The 21,827-nt window shown below is 69.4% G+C and carries 17 protein-coding genes; 13 read left to right on the top strand and 4 right to left on the bottom strand.

The window, feature by feature from the left end; all coding sequences use genetic code 11:
* Positions 1 to 16 precede the first annotated feature (16 nt).
* A complete protein-coding gene (locus tag QNJ12_RS06455; protein WP_300620460.1) occupies positions 17 to 490 on the bottom strand; it encodes a rhodanese-like domain-containing protein in 474 nt (157 codons plus the stop codon).
* Between the two features lie 102 nt (positions 491 to 592).
* Here QNJ12_RS06455 and QNJ12_RS06460 point away from each other — a divergent pair, with 102 nt between their 5' ends.
* Positions 593 to 2,014: a cytochrome ubiquinol oxidase subunit I gene (locus QNJ12_RS06460; protein ID WP_300620463.1), complete on the top strand. Its 1,422-nt coding sequence runs from the start codon at positions 593 to 595 to the stop codon at positions 2,012 to 2,014.
* The gene (locus QNJ12_RS06465) at positions 2,011 to 3,018 is read left to right on the top strand and encodes a cytochrome d ubiquinol oxidase subunit II (protein ID WP_300620465.1); all 1,008 of its coding nucleotides are present in this window, start codon (positions 2,011 to 2,013) and stop codon (positions 3,016 to 3,018) included. The genes QNJ12_RS06460 and QNJ12_RS06465 overlap by 4 nt, the downstream gene beginning before the upstream one ends.
* Before the next feature lie 48 nt (positions 3,019 to 3,066).
* On the opposite strand, the gene QNJ12_RS06470 is transcribed toward QNJ12_RS06465, so the two are convergent.
* Complete coding sequence (locus tag QNJ12_RS06470) at positions 3,067 to 3,549, bottom strand: hypothetical protein (RefSeq protein ID WP_300620468.1); 483 nt, start codon at positions 3,547 to 3,549, stop codon at positions 3,067 to 3,069.
* A 294-nt stretch (positions 3,550 to 3,843) separates the two neighbouring features.
* A complete protein-coding gene (locus tag QNJ12_RS06475; protein ID WP_300620470.1) occupies positions 3,844 to 5,130 on the bottom strand; it encodes an aspartate aminotransferase family protein in 1,287 nt (428 codons plus the stop codon).
* Between the two features lie 139 nt (positions 5,131 to 5,269).
* Between QNJ12_RS06475 and QNJ12_RS06480 the strand changes: the two genes are divergently transcribed.
* From QNJ12_RS06480 to QNJ12_RS06515, 8 genes are all read left to right on the top strand, one after another.
* Positions 5,270 to 7,024: a SulP family inorganic anion transporter gene (locus tag QNJ12_RS06480; protein ID WP_300620473.1), complete on the top strand. Its 1,755-nt coding sequence runs from the start codon at positions 5,270 to 5,272 to the stop codon at positions 7,022 to 7,024.
* A gap of 100 nt (positions 7,025 to 7,124) precedes the next feature.
* On the top strand, positions 7,125 to 7,697 hold the full coding sequence (locus tag QNJ12_RS06485) for a rhodanese-like domain-containing protein (RefSeq protein WP_300620476.1): 573 nt from the start codon (positions 7,125 to 7,127) through the stop codon (positions 7,695 to 7,697).
* Between the two features lie 73 nt (positions 7,698 to 7,770).
* Positions 7,771 to 9,150 (top strand): rhodanese-like domain-containing protein, encoded by a 1,380-nt coding sequence (locus QNJ12_RS06490; protein ID WP_300620479.1) that lies wholly within the window; start codon positions 7,771 to 7,773, stop codon positions 9,148 to 9,150.
* Between the two features lie 61 nt (positions 9,151 to 9,211).
* Positions 9,212 to 10,744, top strand: coding sequence for a 4Fe-4S dicluster domain-containing protein (locus QNJ12_RS06495; RefSeq protein WP_300620482.1), 1,533 nt, complete (start codon positions 9,212 to 9,214; stop codon positions 10,742 to 10,744).
* A 103-nt stretch (positions 10,745 to 10,847) separates the two neighbouring features.
* Positions 10,848 to 13,664 (top strand): molybdopterin-dependent oxidoreductase, encoded by a 2,817-nt coding sequence (locus QNJ12_RS06500; protein ID WP_300620485.1) that lies wholly within the window; start codon positions 10,848 to 10,850, stop codon positions 13,662 to 13,664.
* Between the two features lie 6 nt (positions 13,665 to 13,670).
* Entirely contained in the window at positions 13,671 to 14,444 is a 774-nt protein-coding gene (locus tag QNJ12_RS06505; protein ID WP_300620487.1) for a GntR family transcriptional regulator, read from the top strand.
* A gap of 12 nt (positions 14,445 to 14,456) precedes the next feature.
* The gene (locus tag QNJ12_RS06510) at positions 14,457 to 14,960 is read left to right on the top strand and encodes a peroxynitrite isomerase (RefSeq protein WP_300620489.1); all 504 of its coding nucleotides are present in this window, start codon (positions 14,457 to 14,459) and stop codon (positions 14,958 to 14,960) included.
* Positions 14,961 to 15,233: 273 nt separating this feature from the next.
* On the top strand, positions 15,234 to 16,418 hold the full coding sequence (locus QNJ12_RS06515) for a steroid 3-ketoacyl-CoA thiolase (protein WP_300620492.1): 1,185 nt from the start codon (positions 15,234 to 15,236) through the stop codon (positions 16,416 to 16,418).
* Positions 16,419 to 16,452: 34 nt separating this feature from the next.
* Here QNJ12_RS06515 and QNJ12_RS06520 read toward each other — a convergent pair whose 3' ends face one another.
* Positions 16,453 to 17,247: a bifunctional 2-polyprenyl-6-hydroxyphenol methylase/3-demethylubiquinol 3-O-methyltransferase UbiG gene (locus QNJ12_RS06520; protein WP_300620495.1), complete on the bottom strand. Its 795-nt coding sequence runs from the start codon at positions 17,245 to 17,247 to the stop codon at positions 16,453 to 16,455.
* 149 nt (positions 17,248 to 17,396) lie between these two features.
* Here QNJ12_RS06520 and QNJ12_RS06525 point away from each other — a divergent pair, with 149 nt between their 5' ends.
* From QNJ12_RS06525 to QNJ12_RS06535, 3 genes are all read left to right on the top strand, one after another.
* Positions 17,397 to 17,984 (top strand): hypothetical protein, encoded by a 588-nt coding sequence (locus tag QNJ12_RS06525; RefSeq protein WP_300620498.1) that lies wholly within the window; start codon positions 17,397 to 17,399, stop codon positions 17,982 to 17,984.
* Between the two features lie 82 nt (positions 17,985 to 18,066).
* On the top strand, positions 18,067 to 21,330 hold the full coding sequence (locus tag QNJ12_RS06530; RefSeq protein ID WP_300620501.1) for a CotH kinase family protein: 3,264 nt from the start codon (positions 18,067 to 18,069) through the stop codon (positions 21,328 to 21,330).
* Positions 21,331 to 21,474: 144 nt separating this feature from the next.
* Positions 21,475 to 21,819 carry a hypothetical protein gene (locus QNJ12_RS06535; protein WP_300620503.1) on the top strand — a complete coding sequence of 115 codons (345 nt, stop codon included), beginning with the start codon at positions 21,475 to 21,477 and terminating at the stop codon, positions 21,817 to 21,819.
* The last annotated feature ends 8 nt before the right edge of the window (positions 21,820 to 21,827 follow it).

Below are 21,827 nucleotides of genomic sequence, written 5' to 3' on the forward strand. Positions count from 1 at the left end.
CCGGTCGGCGCCCGGCCTATGGGGTCAGGGTGCGGCCGTCGGCGGCCCAGGCGCGCACGCCGCCGTCGAGATCGTAGACCTGCTCGAAGCCGAGCTGCTCCATGAGGGCAGCCGTCTGCCCCGAGCGATTGCCCGAGCGGCAGTAGAGCAGGTACTCGCCGTCGCGATCGAGGGCGGCGATCTCGTCGGCGAAGGTGTCGGTGTAGAAGTCGATCATCGTGGCGCCCTCGACGTGACCCTCGCCGAACTCCTCGGGCGTGCGGACGTCGATCACGGTGATGTCGGGATCGGCCGCGAGCGCGGCGGCTTGTGCCGGTGTGACCAACCCGTAGGCGGGTGTCGCCGAACCCTCGGCGGCGGCAACGCTCGCATCGTCGCTGTCGCCGCCGCATGCGGCGAGCACCAGCACGGCGGCGAGCGCAGCGATCGGCGCGCGAGCCCGACGGGGGGTCCGGCGGAGGGCGCTGGCTTCGGTCGAGGTGTGGCCCATGTCATGGTCCTTCGTACTCGTGGACGTCGTTATTGTCCGTACAATATCGGATGTCGAGCTCGACCGTCACGCACCACCCAGTCCGCGAGAGGATGAGCACACATGCCGACCGTGCTGATCGCCGCCGACGAACTCGTCGCGGCCCGCTATCAGATGGCCCTGTCGCTGGGCTTCCACATCGTGCTCTCGTGCTTCGGTGTCGCACTGCCGGCGATGATCTACGTCCTCCACCGGCGCGGCGTGCGCAACGGCGACCAGGAGGCGCTCGCCCTCGCCAAGAAGTGGGCCAAGGCGTCGGCCGTCCTGTTCGCGATCGGCGCGGTGTCCGGGACGATCCTGAGCTTCGAGATGGGCTTGCTCTGGCCGGGGATGATGTCGACCTTCGGCGACGTCATCGGCCTGCCGTTCGCGATGGAGGGCATCGCGTTCTTCCTCGAGGCGATCTTCCTCGGCATCTACCTCTACGGCTGGGGGCGCCTGCGACCCGAGGTGCACCTCCGCACGCTCATCCCGATCATGCTCTCCGGATTGTTCGGCACGTTCTGCATCCTCGCCGTCAACGCATGGATGAACGCGCCGGCCGGCTTCACGATGCTCGCCGACGGCACGGTGACCGACGTCGACCCGCTGGCGGCGATCTTCAACGACGCGCTCTGGCCGCAGTTCCTCCACATGTGGGTCGCGACGTTCGTGGTCGCCGGCTTCCTCACCTCGGCCGTCTACGCGGTCGGGATGTTACGAGGCCGCCGCGACCGCTCGCATCGGCTCGGGTTCACGGTGCCGTTCGTCTTCGCAGCGGTCGCCGCGCTCGCGCAGCCGGCGATCGGCCACTGGGCCGGCACCCGGCTCGACACCCAGCAGCCGTCGAAGCTCGCGGCGATGGAGCTGGCCCTCGAGACCGAGGATCGTGCGCCGGTCGTCATCGGCGGCGTGCTCATCGACGGCGAGGTGCGCGGCGGGATCGAGATCCCGGCGATCGCCTCCTTGCTGGCCGGCAACTCGTTCGACACGGTCATAGTCGGCCTCGAGGACATCCCCGAGGACGAGCGACCGCCGGTCAACATCGTCCACTGGTCGTTCCAGACGATGATCGCGGCCGGCACGGCGATGATCGCGCTCGGCGGGTGGTACGGCTGGCGGCGTCGCCGCTACGGCGCGGACGGCGTCTTCGAGTCGACGTGGTTCCTGCGGGCCGCGGTCGCCGCCGGCCCGGTCGCCGTGATCGCACTGCAGGCGGGCTGGGTGACCACCGAGGTCGGCCGGCAGCCGTGGATCGTCTACGGCGTGATGCGGGTCGAGGACGCCGTCACGTCGAACTCCGGCATCTGGATCTCACTGGCTGCGATGGTCGTGATCTACACGAGCATGGCCGTCGTCGGCGCGCGGGTGCTCCTCGGCATGGCGCGTCGATGGCGAGCCGACCCCTCGTCCGACCTCCCGACGCCGTACGGGCCGGGTGGGTCGCTCCATGACGTCGACACGACGGGTCCGCCGACCGACGATCTCGTCGGCAGGCCGTCGTGAACCTCGCCGACGTGGCCGCGATGCTGATGTTCCTCGGCGTCGTCGCGTACGCCATCCTCGGCGGCGCCGACTTCGGGAGCGGCGTCTGGGACCTGCTCGCCGGCGACGCCCGCCGGGGCGCACATCTCCGCTCCCAGATCGATCGATCGATCGGACCGGTCTGGGAGGCGAACCACGTGTGGCTGATCTACGTGCTGGTCTTCCTGTGGACGGCGTTCCCCACCGCGTTCGGCTCGATCATGACGACGCTGTTCGTCCCGTGGATGCTCGTCGGGCTCGGGATCGTGCTGCGGGGCGGCGCGTTCGCGTTCCGCAAGTTCTCGGGGTCGGTGCGTGAGGCGCGCCTGCACGGCATCGTCTTCGCGACGTCGTCGGTCGTCACCCCGTTCTTCCTCGGGATGATCGCGGGTGCCGTCGCCAGCGGCCGCGTGCCCGCCGAGGGCACCGGCGACCTGTGGCGCTCGTGGACCGGCCCGACCTCCTGGGTGGGCGGCGTCCTCGCGGTGCTGACCGTGTCGTTCCTCGCAGCGACGTTCCTGGCCGCGGACGCCGAACGAGGCGGCCGCCGCGCCCTGGCGGACGACATCGGGGGCAAGGCGGTCTGGTCGGGCGTCGTCACCGGCGGGGCCGCGCTCGCGGCGGCCATCGCCATCGAGGTCGACGCCGACACGCTCGCCGACGGGCTCCACACGTCCGGTCTCGGCTTCGTCGTCTCCTCCGCGGTCGCCGGTCTCGCATCGCTCGTCCTCCTCCGCCGGCGGAGCTGGGCGCTGGCGCGTGTCACGGCGGTGGCAGCGGTGGCGTCGATCGTCGTCGGCTGGGGCGTCGCGCAGTATCCCGACCTGCTCGTCGACGAGTTGACGATCGACGACGCGGCCGGCGCACGATCGACCCTGGTCGGGCTGCTGATCGTGTTCGGCGTGGCCGTGGTCACCGCGGTGCCCGCCATGCTCTGGCTGTTCGCGCTGGTCAACCGCGACGACCGGCAGACCGACCAGCACTGAGCTCGGCGAACAGCGGACCCCGGTCGAGCGGCGACCCGCGACCCGGCGTCAGGACCGCACTCGGGTCCGAGCACCCGGCTCGAAACGATCGGCCCCGGGGTCGTACCGGACCAGCACATCGTCGTCGTCCGCCTCGGAGGAGACGATCACCGGCTGCCCGATCGCCTGACCGAGCTGGCAGATGAACCCGGCCACGACGTCGAGGCAACCCTGGTTGACGAGTTGCCGGCTGTCGATGTCGAAGTCGATCGAGGTCTCGTCGAGCGGGAAGAAGTTGATCCGGATGTCGAACTCGAGCAGGACGTTCAGCGTGCCCAACAGCAGATCGCTCGCGAAGAGCTCGGTCGCCCGCTCGGGCATCGGATGATCGGTACCGTGCGCCTTGAACCGGCTCGCGACCGCGACCTCGTCGACGAGGTCGAGGACGCGCTGCCAGGACGAGAGGGTGACGTTCTCGACGCGCCCGTTCGGCAGCGATCGTTCGCCGTCGAACGCGGCCATGAAGTCCCGCCAGCCCGGCATCCCCTCCACACCACCAGCGTGCCAGACGCGGCACCGCCGAACCCGACAATCGCATCGTCATCCCCGCCGGTTCACAGGCCAACCGCAGGCGCCCGACGTTCGCCACGATCGGCCGAACGCGTCGCGCTGCGGAGGCAGGCCAGCTTCGAAGCGGAGCGGAGCATCGTGCTCGGCAGGCGAAACGGGTCATCTCGCCGGATCGATCGCTCCCGCGACGGCGACGAGGCGAGGGGCACAGCGGAGCGAGCGCCGCAACTCCGGAAGGGCGGCCGCTACATCAGCGGCGCCACGTGTGGAGCCCGTTCAGATCTCGGCGATCGCCGCCGTGAGCGCAGCGACGCCCTCGTCGATCTCGTCGGTGGTGACGTTCAGCATCGGCGCCAGCCGGATCACGTTGCCGTAGAGACCGCCCTTACCCACCAGGAGGCCGTGACGCTTGCACGCCTCGTGGAACTCGTTCGTCCGGGCCTTGTCGGGTTCGATGCCCCCGGGCTCGCACACCTCGAACGCCCACATCAGCCCGCGGCCGCGCATCTCGGCGATCCACGGCGCACCTTCCGCGACCGGCCGCATGGCAGCCTCGAACCGCTCGCCCATCGCCTTGGCGTTCGCCTGGCAGTCGTGCTCGAGCACGTAGCGGAGCGTCGCACTGCCGGCCGACGCCGACAGCGGGTTGCCGCCGAACGTCGAGAAGTTGAGCACGTGGATCGAGTCCATGATCTCGGCGCGGGCGACGACGCCGGCGAGCGTGATGCCGTTGCCGACGCCCTTCGCGAACGTCAGCATGTCGGGCACCATGTCATGTGCCTGGTAGCCCCAGAAGTGGTCGCCGGTACGACCCCAGCCGGTCTGCACCTCGTCGGAGATGAACAGGATCCCGCGATTGGCGAGCTCCTTCTGGAACCTCCCGAACAGGCCGTCGGGCGCGGTGGCGAACCCACCGACACCCTGGATCGGCTCGGCGATCAAGCACGCGACGTCGCCCGCCGACGTCATGTCGAGCAACTGCACGAGATCGTTCACGCAGGCGTCGGTGTACGCCTCGTCGTCGAGGTCACGGAACGGCGACCGGAGGCGATAGCCGCCCTGCACGAACTGCACGGTCAGGCCCGAGAGGGCGGTCGACTTCCACGACGAGTGCGACGTGATCGCCTGGGTCTGGAACGAACGGCCGTGGTAGCTGTTGCGGACCGCCAGGACCTGGCTCGACTTCCGGAACGACGTGGCCAGCAGGATCGCCGCGTCGTTGGCCTCGGTGCCCGACGGCGTCAGGTAGACGCGGGCATCGGGGATCCCCGACTGGGCGGCGACCAACTCGGCGAACTCGATCATCGGCTCGCTGAGGTACAGCGTCGAGGTGTGCATCACCTTCGCGACCTGACGCTGCACTGCGGCCGTCACGTCGGGGTTGTCGTGGCCGACCATCGTGGTCAGCACGCCGCCGAAGAAGTCGAGGTAGCGATTGCCCTCGAGGTCCCAGACGTAGCCGCCCTCACCACGGTCGATCGAGATCGGCTCGGCGTAGTACGGCGAGAGGAACGACGGGAGCACACGTCGGTAGCGGGTGGCGAGATCGGCAGTGTTCGTCACGGCTCGGACGTTACTCGCCGGCCGACATGCGCATCCGAGCCACGCCTGCACGGCGCGAAGGCCAGGGGTTGACATGCGACCAAAATGTCCGTACATTATGAAATGTCCGTACAAATACCCCCACCTTGACTGACACACCATGACCGCACTCCTCCACCGAATCGCCCCGATCACGACGTGGGCACCGCGCTACGAGCGCCGCGACCTCCGCAGCGACCTCGCTGCCGGCCTGACGATCGGCGCGATGCTGGTGCCCCAGGCGATGGCGTACGCGCTCCTCGCGGGCCTGCCGCCCGAGATCGGGCTCTACGCCTCGATCGTGCCGGTGCTGGTCTACGCGGTGTTCGGCACCTCGCGGCAGCTCGCGGTCGGACCGGTGGCGATCGTCTCGCTGATGACGGCTTCGACGCTCGCGCCGCTCTACGAGCAGGGCAGCACCGGCTACGTCACGGCGGCGGCGCTGCTCGCCCTCGCGGTCGGCGCCGTCCACCTCGTGCTCGGGTTCGGCCGCCTCGGCTTCGTCGTCAACTTCCTCTCGCACTCCGTGCTCGTCGGCTTCACCGCTGCGGCGGCGATCATCATCGGGTTCTCACAGGTCAAGCACGTGCTCGGCATCTCGGTGCCCCGCCAGGACCACTTCTACGAAACGGTGCGCGAGGTCGTGTCGGCGATCGACGGCACGAACGGCACCACGCTCGCACTCGGGCTCGCCAGCATCGCGCTGTTGCTCGGGATGAAGCGGTGGGCGCGCCGGGTTCCGAGCGCCCTGGTGCTGGTCGTCGTCTCGATCCTGGCGGTGCAGCTGTTCGACCTCGAGGACCGCGGGGTGAAGACGGTCGGTGAGATCCCGTCCTCGCTCCCCGCCTTCGGCCTGCCCGACATCGACGGCGGCAACCTCGGCTCGCTGATGAGCGCCGCGCTCGTCATCACGCTCGTCGGCTTCATGGAGTCGATCGCCGTGGCCAAGGTGTACGCGCGCCGCCACCGCTACGAGCTCGACGCCAACCAAGAGCTCGTCGGCCTCGGCATGGCCAACGTCGCCTCCGGCCTCTTCGGCGGCTACCCGGTGACCGGCGGGTTCAGCCGCACCGCCGTCAACGACACCGCCGGCGCCCGTACGCCGCTGGCCTCGATCGTGACGGCGCTGCTCGTGCTGGCCACGGTCGTGTTCTTCACGCCGCTCTTCACCGCACTCCCCCAGGCAGCGCTGGGCGCCATCATCATCGTCGCCGTGATCAACCTGATCGACGTCAGGGAGATGCGTCACATCGCCCATGTCAAGCGCAGCGACCTGATCGGGCTCAGCGTGGCGTTCGCCGCGACGCTCGTGCTCGGCATCGAGCTCGGCATCCTCGTGGCCGTCGTGGCGTCGATGCTCGTCGTGTTCGCCCGCATGTCGAAGCCCCACTCGGCCGAGCTCGGCCGCATCCCGAACTCGACCAGCTTCCGGAACGTCGACCGCTTCCCCGAGGTCGAGACCACCGACGGCATCCGCGTGATCCGGATCGACGCAGCGCTGTCGTTCGTCAACGCCAACCACGTGAAGCGGCTGTGCATCGACGAAGCCGCCCGGATCGAGACGGCGCCGCATGCCCTGGTCGTCGACTGCTCGGGCATCAACGACATCGACGCGACCGGCGTCGAGGCACTCGACGAGATCGTCACCGAGCTCGACGAGGGCCCGGTGACGCTGCACCTGTGCGACGTGAAGGGCCCGGTCCGCGACGTCCTCCACCGCACCGACCTCTGGGACCGGCTCGGTGGCCGCATCCACGCAACCGCACACGAGGCGGTCGCCGCGATCGACGCGTGCGTCTCACCGCGCTCGCTGCGCACCGCCGGCATCGACGAACACGAGGCGCACGACACCTCGACCGAGCTCAGCCACGCATGACGGCCGGCTCGTCACCGATCCCCGACCGCACCGCCGAACCGAACACCACCCACACCACCAACCCGACACCAGCCACACCCCAACCTCCCGAGGAGACACCATGACCATCAGCACGCCGATCCACCCGAGCGAACTCCGCCACCTGCTGCGCGAGGACCCCGAGACCCGCGTCCTCGACGTTCGCACCGGCGCCGAGTTCGAGTCGGCCCACATCGAGGGTTCGTTCAACGTGCCGCTCGACCTGCTCGCCGAGCAGGTGCGCCACGTCGCCGACGTCGAGCACCCGGTCGTGCTCGTCTGCCAGTCGGGTGGGCGTGCGACCACCGCGCACGCGAAGCTCCACGAGGCGGGCAAGACCAACCTGCGCGTGCTCGAGGGCGGCATGGGCGCCTGGCTCGCAGCCGGCGGCGACGTGGTGCGCGGCCAGGAGAAGTGGTCGCTCGAGCGCCAGGTGCGCGGCGTTGCCGGCGGCATCGTGCTGGTGTCGATCCTCGCGAGCCTCGTGTTCCCGAAGCTGCGCTTCGTCGCCGGCGGGATCGGCGCCGGGCTGACCTTCTCGGCGCTCACCGACACGTGCACGATGGGCGAGCTGCTCTCGAAGCTGCACTACAACCGCGGGCCGGTCTGCAACCTCGACCGCGTGCTCGACGAGATGACCGCCGAAGCGGCGTGAGCTTCCTCCGCTGCGATATTGACCGAACTTTGTCCGTACATCTAGAGTTCAACCCGGAAAGGAATGGGGGCTCATGATCTTTCACCAGTACTACTTGGACTGCCTCTCGCACGCGTCCTACCTGATCGGCGACGAGACGACCGGCAGGGGCGTCGTCGTCGACCCGCAGCGCGACGTGTCGGAGTACCTCGCCGACGCAGCCGACGCCGGCCTGACGATCGAGCTGATCATCGAGACGCACTTCCACGCCGACTTCCTGTCGGGCCATCTCGAGCTCGCAGCAGCCACCGGCGCCAAGATCGTCTACTCGTCGGTCGCCGAGACCGAGTTCGAGTCGATGGGCGTCGCCGACGGCGAGCGCTACTCGCTCGGCGACGTCACGCTCGAGTTCCGCCACACGCCGGGCCACACCCCCGAGTCGTTGAGCATCGTCGTGTTCGAGCACGGGATCGACGAGACGCCCTACGGCGTGCTCACCGGTGACACGTTGTTCATCGGCGACGTCGGCCGGCCCGACCTGCTCGCCTCGATCGGGTTCACGCGCGACGAGCTCGCCGACAGCCTGTACGACTCGCTGCACGGCAAGCTGATGACGCTGCCCGACGCCACCAAGGTCTACCCGGCCCACGGCGCCGGCTCGGCCTGCGGCAAGAACCTCTCGACCGACCTCTGGTCGACGATCGGCGACCAGAAGGCCAGCAACTACGCCCTCAAGGCGAAGGACAAGGCCACGTTCGTCGAACTGGTCACCGAGGGCCAGCCGCCGGCGCCCGGCTACTTCGTCTACGACGCCGTCCTCAACCGCAAGGAGCGCGAGCTGCTCGACGAGTCGGCGATGCCGACCGCGATGACCTACGACGAGATGCTCGCAGCGCTCGAGCGCGGCGCCATGCTCGTCGACGGCCGCAACCCCGAGGACTTCGCACGCGGCCACCTCTCCGAGGCGATCAACGTCGGCCTCAACGGCCGCTACGCCGAGTTCGCCGGCTCCGTCCTCCCGTCCGACGTCGACATCGTGCTCGTCACCGAACCCGGTCACGAGCTCGAGGGGAAGAACCGGCTGGCCCGCATCGGCTTCGACCGGGTGATCGGCTACGTCGAGCAGCCGTACAAGGTGATGTTCGAGCACCGCGACGACGTCGACATCGCGTCGAGGCTGACCGCCGGCGAGTTCAACGCCCGCACGGCGTCGGTCGACGACATCCAGGTGGTCGACGTCCGGAACCCGGGCGAGGTCGAGGACGGCGTCATCCCCGACGCCGTGACGATCCCGGTCAGCCAGCTGCCGGGCCGCGTCGACGAGCTCGACGCCACCCGCCCGACGGTCGTCTACTGCGCGGGCGGCTACCGCTCGTCGGTGGCGGCCAGCATGCTGCGCCAGCGCGGGTTCGTCGACGTCAGCGACATCATCGGGGGCTACGGCGCCTGGATCGAGACCACGCAGTCAGCGTGACCGACCTGCCAGACTCCCGGCGACCGTGCCCGCGAACCGGGCCATCAACGAGGGAGCGTCCATGACCCGACTCGGCTTCGCTCTGCTGAGCGACAGTTGCATCGGCTGCCACGCCTGCACCGTGGCATGCAAGAGCGAGCACGACGTACCTCTCGGCGTCAACCGGACCTGGCTGAAGTACATCGAGACCGGCGCGTTCCCGAACACGGGACGCGCCTTCTCGGTGATGCGCTGCAACCACTGCGACGACGCGCCGTGCATGACGATCTGTCCGACCAGCGCGCTCCACCGCGCGCCGAACGGCGTCGTCGACTTCCAGGACGACAACTGCATCGGCTGCAAGGCGTGCATGAACGCCTGTCCGTACGACGCGATCTACATCAACCCCGAGACGAACACGGCGCACAAGTGCAACTTCTGCAACCACCGGGTCGAGGTCGGCCTCGAACCGGCCTGCGTGACCGTGTGTCCGACCCACGCGATCGTCACTGGCGATCTCGACGACCCCGACTCCGAGGTGTCGCGGATCGTGGCACGGGACAAGACGGCGGTCCGGGCACCCGAGCAGGGCACCAATCCGAAGGTGTTCTACCGCGGCGTCGATCAGGCGTCGCTCGACCCCACCCGCACGATGATCAACGCCGACGGCATGATCTGGGCCGACACGACGCCGGATCATCCGACGATCACACCGACGATGGCCGAGCACTCCGGGACCGGTGTCGTGGCCCGCACCGCCTACACGACGACGCACCACATGACCTGGAAGTCGAAGGTCTCGGGTTACCTGGTCACGAAGGCGATCGCCGCCGGCCTGATGCTGATCGCATCGCTGCTCGTGGTCCTGGGGCACGCCGATGAGCAGGCGGCGGTCGGCGTCGTCCCGGCCGTGCTCGCCGGCGTGTTCACGGCGGCGACCGGCGTGCTCCTCATCGCCGACCTCAAGCAGCCGACACGGTTCCTGTACATCCTGACCCGCTCGAACACCACGTCCTGGTTGGTTCGCGGCGCATGGATCCTGGGCGCGTTCGCGGCGCTCGTCGGGTTGTGGGGCCTGTTCGGCATCGCCGACACCGGTGGCCCGCTGAAGGTGCTCGCGCTGCCCGTGTCGCTCCTGGCGGCGGGCGTCGCCGGCTACACGGCGTTCCTGTTCGGTCAGTGCGAGGGCCGCGACCTCTGGCAGACCCCGCTCCTGCTGCCCACGCTGCTCGCGCAGGCGGTCGTCGCCGGCGCCTCGGCGTACTCGATCCTCGACCTGTTCATGGACGTCCCCGAGCAGCAGGCGATCCGCATCGCCTTCCTGGGCGCGATCGGCGGGTTGGCGCTGCTGATCGCGACCGAGCTGTGGTCGACCGGCAGTCGTCACGTCGAGCTCGCCACCCTCGAGATGACCCGCGGCAAGTACGCCGCCCAGTTCTGGTTCGCCGGCGCACTGAACGGCCTGCTCGTTCCGGCCGGGCTGCTCGTGTTCGCCCTCGCCGCAGACACCACCAGCCCGTGGCCGGCCGCATGCGCGGGCGCCGCCGCCCTGTTCGGCCTGTTCGCCTACGAGGACGCCTACGTCCGCGCCGGCCAGTCGGTACCGCTCTCGTGATCTCACGTTGTGTCAGACACAACGTGAAACGGGCGCGGTCCGTCCAGTCACGTACCCGCGATTTCAGCTTGTGTCTGACACAACGTGAGGTGAAGGAGCTTCCATGACTCTCGCCAATCATCCGCCGCACGACAGGTGGCACGACTGGACCGAGTTGGACGCCAAGGCGTGGCCCGACAAGGTCGAGCGCAACTACACGATCGTGCCCACGACGTGCTTCAACTGCGAGGCCGCCTGCGGGTTGACGGCCTTCATCGACAACGAGACCGGCGAGATCGCCAAGTTCGAGGGCAATCCCGAGCACCCGGCGAGCCGGGGCCGCAACTGCGCCAAGGGACCGGCGACCCTCAACCAGGTCGACGACCCCGAACGCGTCCTGTACCCGATGAAGCGGGTCGGCGAGCGTGGCTCCGGCCGGTGGGAGCGGATCAGCTGGGATCAGGCGCTCGACGAGATCGGCGCCAACATCCGTCACGCCCTCGAAGAGGACCGCACCGACGAGGTCGTCTGGCACGTCGGCCGCCCCGGCGAGGACGGCTACACCGAGCGGGTCCTCAAGGCCTGGGGCGTCGACGGCCACAACAGCCACACCAACATCTGCTCGTCGAACGCCCGCATCGGCTACCAGTCGTGGATGGGCCACGACCGCCCGTCGAGCGACTACGCGAACGCCGAGGTGATCTTCCTCATCTCGTCGCATCTCGAGACCGGCCACTACTTCAACCCGCACGCCCAGCGGATCATGGAGGGCAAGGCCAAGGGCGCCACCGTCATCTGCTGCGACACCCGGCTCTCCAACACGGGCGCCAAGGCCGACTACTGGCTGTCGACGTGGCCCGGCACCGAACCGTTCCTGCTGCTCGCGATCGCCCGGCTCCTGATCGAGAACGGCACCTGGGAGCGCGAGTTCGTCGAGCGCTGGGTCAACTGGGACACCTACCTGCGAGAGACCCGGCCCGACCTCCCCTGCGAGTTCGAGTCGCTCGAGCAAGCGCTGCTCGATGCGTACGCCGAGTACACCCCCGAGACCGCGGAGCACGTCACCGGCGTGGCGGCCGACACGATCCGCGAGATCGCCGAGATCATCGGCGCCCACCCCACCAAGTTCGCCTCGCACAACTGGCGGTCGGCCGGCGCCGGCAACCTCGGCGGCTGGCAGGTGGCGCGCTGCCTGTTCTTCATCAACGTCCTCACCGGCTCGGTCGCCACCGTCGGCGGGACGGCGGGCAACGGCTGGAACAAGATGTCGCCGCCGCACCCGTTCGGCGGCCAGCCGATCACCAAGTGGAACGAGCTCGCGTGGCCGAAGGAGTACCCGCTCGCCTACCACGAGATGTCGATCCTGCTCCCCCACTTCCTCAACGAGGGGCGGGGCAAGCTCGCCGTCTACTTCAGCCGCGTCTACAACCCGATCTGGACCAACCCCGACGGGTTCACGTGGATGGAGGCACTGCTCGACGAGTCGAAGGTCGAGTGCCACGTCGCGCTCACCCCCACGTGGTCCGAGACCGCCTGGTACGCCGACTACGTGCTCCCGATGGGTGTCGCGTCCGAGCGCCACGACCTCGCCAGCTTCGAGACCCATGCCGGCCGGTGGGTCGGCTTCCGCCAACCGGTGATGCGGCGGTACGCCGAGATCAAGGGTGACGAGATCGGTCCCGACCGTCGCACGTACGAGTTCAACAAGGGCGAGGTCTGGGAGGAGAACGAGTTCTGGATCGACCTGTCCTGGCGGATCGACCCCGACGGCGCGCTCGGCGTCCGCAAATTCTTCGAGAGCCACGAGCACCCCGGCACGCCGGTCGGCATCGACGAGTACTACTCGAAGCTGTTCGAGGGCATCCCGGGTCTGGCCGACGACGCGGCGGCGGCCGGCCAGTCGCCGCTCGAGTTCATGCGCGAGCGTGGCGCCTACGCCGTGCCCGGCGACACGATCAAGCCGTACGAGCGAGCGGTCGACCCGTCGGCGGTCGAGGGCTGCACGAAGGACGACTCGGGTGTCCTCCGCAAGCCCGGGACGCCGGGCACGTGGGACGGATCCGACGACACGCTCGGCGACCTGACGCTCGCCAAGCTCGGCGACGGCTCGCCGGCGATCGAGATCGACGGCGAGCTGAAGGAAGGCTTCCTCACGCCCTCGAAGAAGCTCGAGCTGTTCTCGACGACCCTCAAGGACTGGGGCTGGCCCGAGTACGCGACGCCCGGCTGGATCCCTTCCCACGTCCACTGGGAGGACCTCGACATGGCGGGGAACGAGCGCATCCTCCTGCCGACGTTCCGCATCCCGACGCTGATCCACACCCGCTCGGCGAACTCGAAATGGCTCAACGAGATCAGCCACCGTCACCCGCTGTGGATCCATCCGGCTGACGCCGAGCGGCTCGGCATCGAGGAGGAGGGCCTCGTCCGCATCACGACCCGGATCGGCCACTTCGTGATCTCGTCGTGGCGCACCGAGGGCATCCGGCCCGGCGTCGTCGCCGCGTCGCACCACATGGGCCGGTGGCGTATCGAGGAGGACGAGGCGCGCTCGTGGGGCGCAGGCAAGGCCCGGATCTCCCACGACGGCACGTCGTGGAAGCTGACCCGCGAGCACGGCATGCGCAACTGGGAGTCCGCCGACCCCGACACGCAACGGATCTGGTGGAACGACACCGGCGTGCACCAGAACCTGACGTTCGCCGTGCAGCCCGACCCGATCTCGGGCATGCAGTGCTGGCACCAGCGCGTCCGGGTCACCCCTGCCGAGCCGGGCGACGAGTACGGCGACGTGGTGGTGGACACCGCCAAGTCGCGCGAGGCCTATCTCGACTGGCTGGCGAGGACGCGGCCGGCGCCGGGCCCGGGCGGGTTGCGGCGACCGCTGTGGTACGCCCGGCCGCTGAAACCTGAGCCGAGTGCGTACCGGATGCCAAACTGATCGGGCATGGACTCGACCGACGCTCGACCGCTCGATCGCGACAGCTCGCTCCCGCTCTGGGAGCAGCTCGAGCACGAGCTGCGTCGTCGCATGGAGGCCGGCGAGTTCCACGAGCGGTTCCCGACCGACCGTGAGCTGATCGAGACGTACGGCGTGAGCCGTCACACGGCCCGGCACGCCGTCGGCCGACTGGGCGCCGACGGCATCGTGCGACGCTCGCGGGGCATCGGCACCTCGGTCGACCGGAGCACGTTCGAGCGCTCGCTCGGCTCGCTCTACAGCCTGTTCCAGGTGGTCGAGGAATCCGGCGTGCCGCAACACAGTGTCGTCCGCGCCCTCGAGATCACGACCGACGCCGAAGCCGCCGACCGTCTCGGCCTCGAGCCGGCCGACGAGCTGGTGCTCGTCGATCGCGTCCGCTACGCCGGCGACGAGCCACTCGCCGTGGACCGGGCATGGCTCCCTGCCTCGGTCGCCGCGCCGCTGCTCGACGCCGACTTCACCCACACGTCGCTCTACAACCAGTTGGAGGCGGCGGTCGGACGGCGGCCCAACGAGGGTTGGGAACGGATCGTGCCGGCGATGCCGACCGACGAGGAACGCGACTGCCTCGACCTCGACGACGGCGAGGCGGTGTTCTCGATCGAACGCCTCGGCACGTTCGGCGGTGAACCGGTCGAGTGGCGCATCACGACCATCCGGGGCGACCGCTTCACGTTCGTGGCCGACTGGACGGCGGGCCAGCGCAACGAGCTGCGCCTCCAGATGGTCTCCGGCTGACGGGCCCGAGCGATGGCCGAGCTGCATCCCGAACTGGCCCACGTCGCACGGCTGCTGGGCACGTGGTCGGGCAGCGGGAGCGGCGAGTACCCGACGATCGAGCCGTTCGAGTACGTCGAGTCGATCACGTTCACCCACGTCGGCAAGCCGTTCCTCGCCTACACGCAGCGCACCCGCGCCGTCGGTGCCGGGGCCCTTCCCGGCCAGCCGATGCACGCCGAGTCGGGCTACTGGCGCTTCCCCGCGCCGGGCTGCGTCGAGGTCGTGCTGAGCCACCCGACCGGTATCACCGAGGTCGAGGAGGGCACGATCGAGCTGACGATCGACGGCGCGATCGTGATCGAGCTCGCCACGACCGCGGTGTTGGGCACGTCGTCGGCGAAGTCGGTGACCGGCCTCGAACGGACCTTCCGCATCGAGGGCGACACCCTGCAGTACCGCGTCCGGATGGCCGCCGTCGGCCACCCGCTCCAGCATCACCTGGCGGCGCGGTTGCGGCGCGACCTCGCTGAATGATCGGGCTGCGCGCGGGCTCGGGCTAGCACCCCTCGCCTGCCGGAGCTCGGCTGCGAACCAGTTCTCGCAGAGAACTGGCGCGCTCCTCGCCTCCCTGCCTCGACGAACCGGTTCGACCGGCGAGAGATGACTGGCTTCGCCTGGCCGAGCTCGCATCTCCGCTCCGCTTCGACCCTCGCCCACCTCCATCATGCGACGCGCTCGGCCAGGCCGCGCACGGGCTCGGGCGATGCCGACTGAACGTCGGTCGACCTCGGTTCGTACGCTGGGCGCATGAGCGAGAACTCGGTGGTCATCGTCGATGCCGTCCGGACGCCGATCGGGCGTCGGGGCGGCGGGCTCTCATCGCTGCACCCGGCCGAGGTGCTCTCCCGCGTCCAGTCGTCGCTGATCGAGCGATCGGGCATCGACCCGGCCGAGGTCGACCAGGTGGTCGGCGGGTGCGTCAGCCAGGTCGGGGAGCAGAGCTTCAACGTCACCCGCACCGCCTGGCTCGCTGCCGGGCTGCCGCTGGAGACCGCAGCGACGACGATCGACACGCAGTGCGGGTCGAGTCAGCAGGCGACCAACCTGGCGACGTCGCTGATCGGATCGGGCGTCGTCGACGTGGCGGTCGCGTGCGGCGTCGAGCTGATGAGCCGGATCCCGATCGGGGCGAACTCGTCGAAGAAGCTCGGCCTCGGCGTGCCGATCCCGAAGTCGTACTTCGCGCAGTACGAGATGACGTCGCAGTTCGAGGGCGCCGAACGGATCGCCGAGAAGTGGGGCATCACCCGCGACGACACCGACCGCTTCGGGCTCGCCTCGCAAGAGCGCGCTGCGCGCGCGTGGGCAGAGGGTCGCTTCGACGGCCAGTGGATCCCGATCGAGGCCCCCGATCTCGGCGAGGACGGCGAACTGCTCGACTCGGCGCACGTCGTCGAGCGCGACGAGGGGCTGCGCGAGACGTCGCTCGAGAAGCTGGCCTCGCTGAAGCCGGTGGCTCGCGACGACGGCGTGCACACCGCCGGCAACTCGTCGCAGATCTCCGACGGTGCGGCAGCGCTGCTGATGATGACCGAGGCGAAGGCGGCGGCGCTCGGGCTGACGCCCCGGGCGAGAGTCGTCGACACGTGCCTCGTCGGCGTCGACCCGGTGCTGATGCTGACGGGCCCGATCGATGCGACCGCACGCCTGCTCGACCGCAACTCGATGACGATCGACGACATCGACCTGTTCGAGATCAACGAGGCGTTCGCCTCGGTCGTGCTGGCATGGGCCAAGGAGACCGGCGCCGACCTCGACAGGACGAACCCGAACGGCGGCGCGATCGCCCTCGGCCACCCGCTCGGTGCAACCGGAGCCTTCCTGATGACGAAGTCGCTCCACGAGCTCGAGCGCACCGAGGGTCGCTACGGGCTGGTCTCGATGTGCTGCGGCGGCGGGCTCGGCACCGGCACGATCATCGAGCGGATGTAGTCGTCCGGGAGCCCATCGCAGCACCGCCGCGACGTCAGGGCATGCGCCGCGCGAGGTGGAGCGCTGCGCCCCAGTGCCGACGTAGCCGGCGATCCGGTCGCCGGTCCAGGCGCTGCCTGATCTCGCCGTAGAGACGATCCCGCTTCCACCGGTCCATCGAGATGTGCCCCGAGAACGTCTCCAACAGTGCGATGTAGCCGTCGGCGTCGTAGCTGATCGCCCAGTCGAAGTGACGCACGTGCACCTGGTTGAAGAGTCCGCTCGCGACGATCTCGTCGGTGTGGTCGGCGAGCTCACCGGGCCGGGGGAAGGTGTGGTCGGCCGGGAGCGACTCGCCGATCTCGTCGTACACGGGTTGGATGTCGGCGAAGAAGGTGTCGCCGTCGTCGGGAACGACATGGAGCGCTGACCAGAACGCCAACGTGCCGAGCGGTCGGAGGTGGCGGTGCGCCCGCACGTACTTGGTGGCCGGGTCGAGCCAGTGCCACGCGGTGGCAGCGACGACCCGGTCGAACATCCCCCATCGAGATGGCTCCCAGTCGTCGAACGAACCGTGCACGATCGACACGCCGCCGAGACCGGCGGTGTTCGCACGAGCGCGCGCCGAGAGCCGCTCTCCGATCTCGATGGCCGTCACCCGGTGGCCCCGCTCCGCGAGCGGGATCGTCGCGATGCCCGTCCCCGGCCCGATCTCGAGGACCTCCGCTGCCGATGCCGCGCCCGCGTACTCGTCGAGTGCGTCGAAGAGCTCGACCGGATACCTGGGTCGCGCGCCATGGTACGCCGCAGCCGAGCTGTCGAACGTCGCCCTGAGGTCGTCGCGGCGCATCGGTACACGGTAGACGGCGCCCGCGTTGGTGACCGAGGGTGGTCGGCCGGATCGGCTCCGCGGCATCTGATCCGATCTTTGGTCAGCTCGTCGAAGATTTGACACCCGCCGACTTTCGGAGGTCCCGTGGGGCCGCGATCGTGAGCGGCATGGCGGACATCATCGAGCGACGCGGGGCCCAACCAGACGCTGCTGAGACAGCGCCACATGCGCCACCGGGCGGGTTGTTGGCGGCCGAACCGCCGCGGCTCCCGCTCGCGGTGCCGGGCGCGCCGCACACGGCCGACAACGCGAACACCACCTTGATCGCGACCGAGGTCGCGATCGAGAGCGCCGACCGGCAACCGACCCACCGGCAGCTGCTCCGCCCGTTCTGGTTCGTCGGCGCGCTGATGATGATGCTCGACGGGCTCACCACCTACATCGCGCTGACGTTCTTCGCCGACAACGGCGCCCGCGAGGGCAACCCGCTCGCCGTCTGGGCGATGGAGCACATCGGGGTCGCGGCGACGTGCGTCCTGAAGGTGCTGATCGGCGTCGCGATGATGTGGCGGCTCGCAGCGGCCGCCGACCGCGGGCACAAGTTCGCGTTGCTGAACCGCAGCCTCCTGCTCCGCAAGCGGCCGCTCTGGAAGGTCCGCCGCGACGCGGCGTGGGCGTTGGCGTTCAGCCTGGTGCTGATGGGCGTCGTCGTCGGCAACAACCTCCGGGCGATCATCAACCTGTCGGCGGCGTGATCGCCCCGGCCCCGCGGTAGCGGCTGCGCACACCCGGTCGGCGCCTGCGTCGGCCCGGACGCTCCCGAACTACCATCGACCCATGCGGGGTCCTCTCCTTCTCGTCGGTTCCGTCGCGCTCGTGGCGCCCCTGGTGGCTGCTCCTGCCTCCCCAGCGGCCGCTGCGACGCCGGCGATCGTCATCAACGAGCTGCACTACCACCCCGAGGACGACGACCCTGCGGCCGAGTTCATCGAGCTGTTCAACACCACCGGCGCCGCCGTCGACCTGAGCGGTTGGTGCATCGACGGCATCTCGTACTGCTTCCCCGCCGGGACGACGATCCTCGCCAACGGCTTCATCGTCCGCAGCGGTGACCAGTACTCGGGGCGGCTGTCGAACGGTGGCGAGGACATCACGCTGCTCGACGCGTCGAACGCCGTCGTCGACTTCGTCGAGTACGACGACAAGGAGGAGTGGCCCGGGCTCGCGGACGGCGAAGGGCCGTCGCTGCAACGACGGGATCCGGCGTCCGACAGCAAGTCGCCCGGCAACTGGGTGTCCGGCCCCCCGACGCCGGGTGCACCGAACGCCGGCCGGGCGCCCGGGCTGTTGCCCGTCTTCGCCGACGTCGAACACACCGAGCTCCCCGGTGCCGGTCAGCCGATCACCGTCACGGCCGAGCTCGAGGGCGCCACGAGCGCCACCCTCATCTACCGAGTGGGCTTCGGGGTCGAGTCGAGCATCGCCATGACCGTCGCCGGCGGGGAGGCGTCGGCGACGATCCCCGGGCAGCCGGCGGGTTCGCTCGTGAGGTACCGGCTCAGCGCGACGACCGGCGGCCGGACCGGCACCTGGCCGCGCCAGGGCGACGGCTCGAACTATCGCGGCACGACCGTCGCCCGCACCGTCGCCACCGAGCTGCCGGTCTTCGAGATCTTCATGCCCGATGCGGACTACCAGACGATGTTCAACGATCTCACTCTGCGCGGCGACAACGGGTATCCGATGGTCTTCGCCTACGAAGGCCAGGTGTTCGACAACGCTCGTATCCGCGTCAAGGGCCAGAGCTCGCGCACGTTTCCCAAGAAGAAGTTCAAGATCATCCTGCCGCAGGGCTACGACCTCGAGGACGACGATCTGCTCGAGGACGACGTCGACGAGTGGGGAATGCACTCGGGCTGGGTCGACAAGTCGTTCCTCCGTGAGACGCTGGCGTCGGAGTTCATGACCGCGGCGAACGCACGCGGCGCGCAGCAGGCGTTCCCGGTGCGCTTCGAGCGCAACGGTTCCCTGCTCGGCCTCTACACCTACGTCGAGCAGCCCGACGGCACCTACCGCGACCGCTACGACTTCGACGACTCCGAGGTGTACGAGGTCGGGCCCGACAACCTGTGGGGTCTGCTGTCGCCCCGCGACCCCGGCCGCTCGCAAGAGAGCTTGCGGGCGCGGTACGACAAGGAGACCTTCGAGTACCTCGGCGACGACCGGCTCCGCGAGTTCATCGCCACGGTCAACGCATTGCGCGGCGTCAACGAGCGGAACTGGATCTACGACAACGTCGACGTGCCGTCGGTGGTCAACATCCTCGCCGCCAGCATGGTCATCCAGAACCAGGACTGGGGCGTGAAGAACTATCGCTTGATCTTCAACGAGTACGGGCGTGTCGGCATCGCACAGAACGACTACGACTTCACCTACGGCCGGCGCTGGTCGATCCCGCTCGGGGCGTTCGACAGCCGCGTGTACGTCGGTGGTGCGTTCGAGCATCCGGGGGGCCCGTTCTTCGAGACGTTCTTCTTCGACCCCGAACTCGCCGACATGGTGAAGCGCCGCGTACGAACGCTCACCGAGGAGCTGCTCGAACCCGACGCTGTCACCGAGCGCGTCCTCGAGCTCGCGGCCCAGGTGCGGCCCGAGGCCGTCGCCGATCGCGCCATCTGGGGCACGTACGGGGCGGCCGCCGACCCGACCGACGAGGCAACCCGCATCATCGAGTCGTTCGTCCGGCCGCAACATGCGAGGTTGCTGGGCACGCTCGCCTCGCAGGGTCGCGTGGCACGCACGTCGCAGCCGGCGGTCCCCGGCGTGTCGGTCGAGAACGTCCGCTACGACGACCCCGAGCACGTCATCGTCCGCAACACCTCGGGTGACTCCGTCGACATCAGCTCGTTCGAGATCCCCGCACTCGACTTCGTGGTGCCCGGAGGCACCGTGCTGCTCCCCGGCCGCGCCGCGGTCTTCGTGCACGAAGACGTCGAGACGCTCCGCAACCGGTACGGCGGGCTGCTGGTCGCCGGTGTCTTCGAGGAGTCGGTGCGCGATGCCACCGACGGCATCACGCTCGTCAACCGCACGGGTGCGGTCGTCGACGAGTACGACCTGCTGCCACCGCGGACGAGCACACCGATCGCGGGTGAGGCCGACCGGTCGGCGCTCGTGTCGCTGGTGGCGACCGAGACCGCAGGACCGGGGTTCCTCCAGCTCCACGACTGCGACATCGCGCCGGGCGCGACGTCCAACCTGAACGTCGACGGGCCCGGGCAGACCCGCTCGGCGCTGGCGCTGGCCGACTTCGACGACACCGGCACGACGTGCGTCTTCAACCTGCCGGCGACCCACGCAGTCGCCGACGTCCAGGGATACCTCGCGCCCGGAGCGATCGACGACGTGCCCGACCAGCGGCTGCTCGACACCAGGAACAGCACGAAGCCGGGCGACCGCGCCGTCACGAGGATCACCGGTGGGCGGCCCGACTCGACCGCCATCGTCAGCCTGGTCGCGACCCAGACCACCGCGCCCGGCTTCCTCTCGATCGTGCCGTGCGACGCCACACAGCCGGCGACCTCCAACCTGAACTGGGCCACCGGCGTGATCACCGTCGCGAGCCTGTCGTTCGTGCGGTTCGACGCCGCCGGCGAAGCGTGCGTCTTCAACCTCACGAGCGCGCACGTCGTCGCCGACGTCCAGGGCTACGTCGACGACACCGCCTTCGACGACATCGCCGACCAGCGCATCCTCGACACGCGCGACACCGGACTGCCGGGCGCTCGCTCGAAGACGATCCTGGCCGGGCGACCCGACGCCACGGCGATCGTGTCGCTCGTCGCCGTCACGCCGTCCGGCCCGGGCTTCCTGCAGGTGCTCCCGTGTGGCGCCACACCGGGCACGACCTCGAACGTCAACTACGACCGGCCGGGCACGCTGGTCAACGGCCTGACGACGGTGGAGTTCGACGGCAACGGCCAGGCGTGCGTCTTCACGCTGGCGCCGAGCCACATCGTCGCCGACGTCCAGGGCTACTTCGAGGACGGCGCGTTCGACGACATCGCCGACCAGCGGATCCTCGACACCCGCGTCAGCTGAAACGACGTGGCTCCGGCTCCGGCAACCGAGACGCACGGGGCAGTGCAACGCCGGCCTCGAGGACGAGGTCGCCGCGAGGCGCCCTGACCGGCTCGCGACGCACAGTCCACGAGGAGTGGGACACCCCCTCGTCAAGTTGGGGGCATGTTCCACGAGTTCGCTCAACGTGTGGCGGGGGCGTGCGACGACGGGCTCGATGCCCGCCTGCGGCGGGTCGAGCAGCAGCAGCGTGATCTCGCGGCGGAAGAAGCGCCGCTGTTGCACGAGATCGACCGGCGCACGATGCACCGGTCCGACGGGCATGCGTCCATGTCGGACGAGCTGCGGGCCGAGCCCGGCTGGTCCGACGGCGAGTGCCGGCATCGGATGCGCAGCAGCGGTGACTCGCCGACATCGGCGAACTCGCTCAAGCAACAGGGTGACACGGTGCACCGCGACGCGCTGGGGCACTGGCACACGTACCGCGCCGACGGCAGCGAGATCTGCTGAGTCGCGGG

The sequence above is a fragment of the Ilumatobacter sp. genome, assembly GCF_030065885.1.
Lineage (GTDB): Bacteria > Actinomycetota > Acidimicrobiia > Acidimicrobiales > Ilumatobacteraceae > Ilumatobacter.

What these genes read in the sequence shown, in the direction of transcription:
- QNJ12_RS06455 (WP_300620460.1), bottom strand. Translation starts at nt 490, where the DNA reads ATGGGCCACACCTCGACCGAAGCCAGCGCCCTCCGCCGGACCCCCCGT.
- QNJ12_RS06460 (WP_300620463.1), top strand. Translation starts at nt 593, where the DNA reads ATGCCGACCGTGCTGATCGCCGCCGACGAACTCGTCGCGGCCCGCTAT.
- QNJ12_RS06480 (WP_300620473.1), top strand. Translation starts at nt 5,270, where the DNA reads ATGACCGCACTCCTCCACCGAATCGCCCCGATCACGACGTGGGCACCG.
- QNJ12_RS06485 (WP_300620476.1), top strand. Translation starts at nt 7,125, where the DNA reads ATGACCATCAGCACGCCGATCCACCCGAGCGAACTCCGCCACCTGCTG.
- QNJ12_RS06490 (WP_300620479.1), top strand. Translation starts at nt 7,771, where the DNA reads ATGATCTTTCACCAGTACTACTTGGACTGCCTCTCGCACGCGTCCTAC.
- QNJ12_RS06495 (WP_300620482.1), top strand. Translation starts at nt 9,212, where the DNA reads ATGACCCGACTCGGCTTCGCTCTGCTGAGCGACAGTTGCATCGGCTGC.
- QNJ12_RS06500 (WP_300620485.1), top strand. Translation starts at nt 10,848, where the DNA reads ATGACTCTCGCCAATCATCCGCCGCACGACAGGTGGCACGACTGGACC.
- QNJ12_RS06505 (WP_300620487.1), top strand. Translation starts at nt 13,671, where the DNA reads ATGGACTCGACCGACGCTCGACCGCTCGATCGCGACAGCTCGCTCCCG.
- QNJ12_RS06510 (WP_300620489.1), top strand. Translation starts at nt 14,457, where the DNA reads ATGGCCGAGCTGCATCCCGAACTGGCCCACGTCGCACGGCTGCTGGGC.
- QNJ12_RS06515 (WP_300620492.1), top strand. Translation starts at nt 15,234, where the DNA reads ATGAGCGAGAACTCGGTGGTCATCGTCGATGCCGTCCGGACGCCGATC.
- QNJ12_RS06520 (WP_300620495.1), bottom strand. Translation starts at nt 17,247, where the DNA reads ATGCGCCGCGACGACCTCAGGGCGACGTTCGACAGCTCGGCTGCGGCG.
- QNJ12_RS06525 (WP_300620498.1), top strand. Translation starts at nt 17,397, where the DNA reads ATGGCGGACATCATCGAGCGACGCGGGGCCCAACCAGACGCTGCTGAG.
- QNJ12_RS06530 (WP_300620501.1), top strand. Translation starts at nt 18,067, where the DNA reads ATGCGGGGTCCTCTCCTTCTCGTCGGTTCCGTCGCGCTCGTGGCGCCC.
- QNJ12_RS06535 (WP_300620503.1), top strand. Translation starts at nt 21,475, where the DNA reads ATGTTCCACGAGTTCGCTCAACGTGTGGCGGGGGCGTGCGACGACGGG.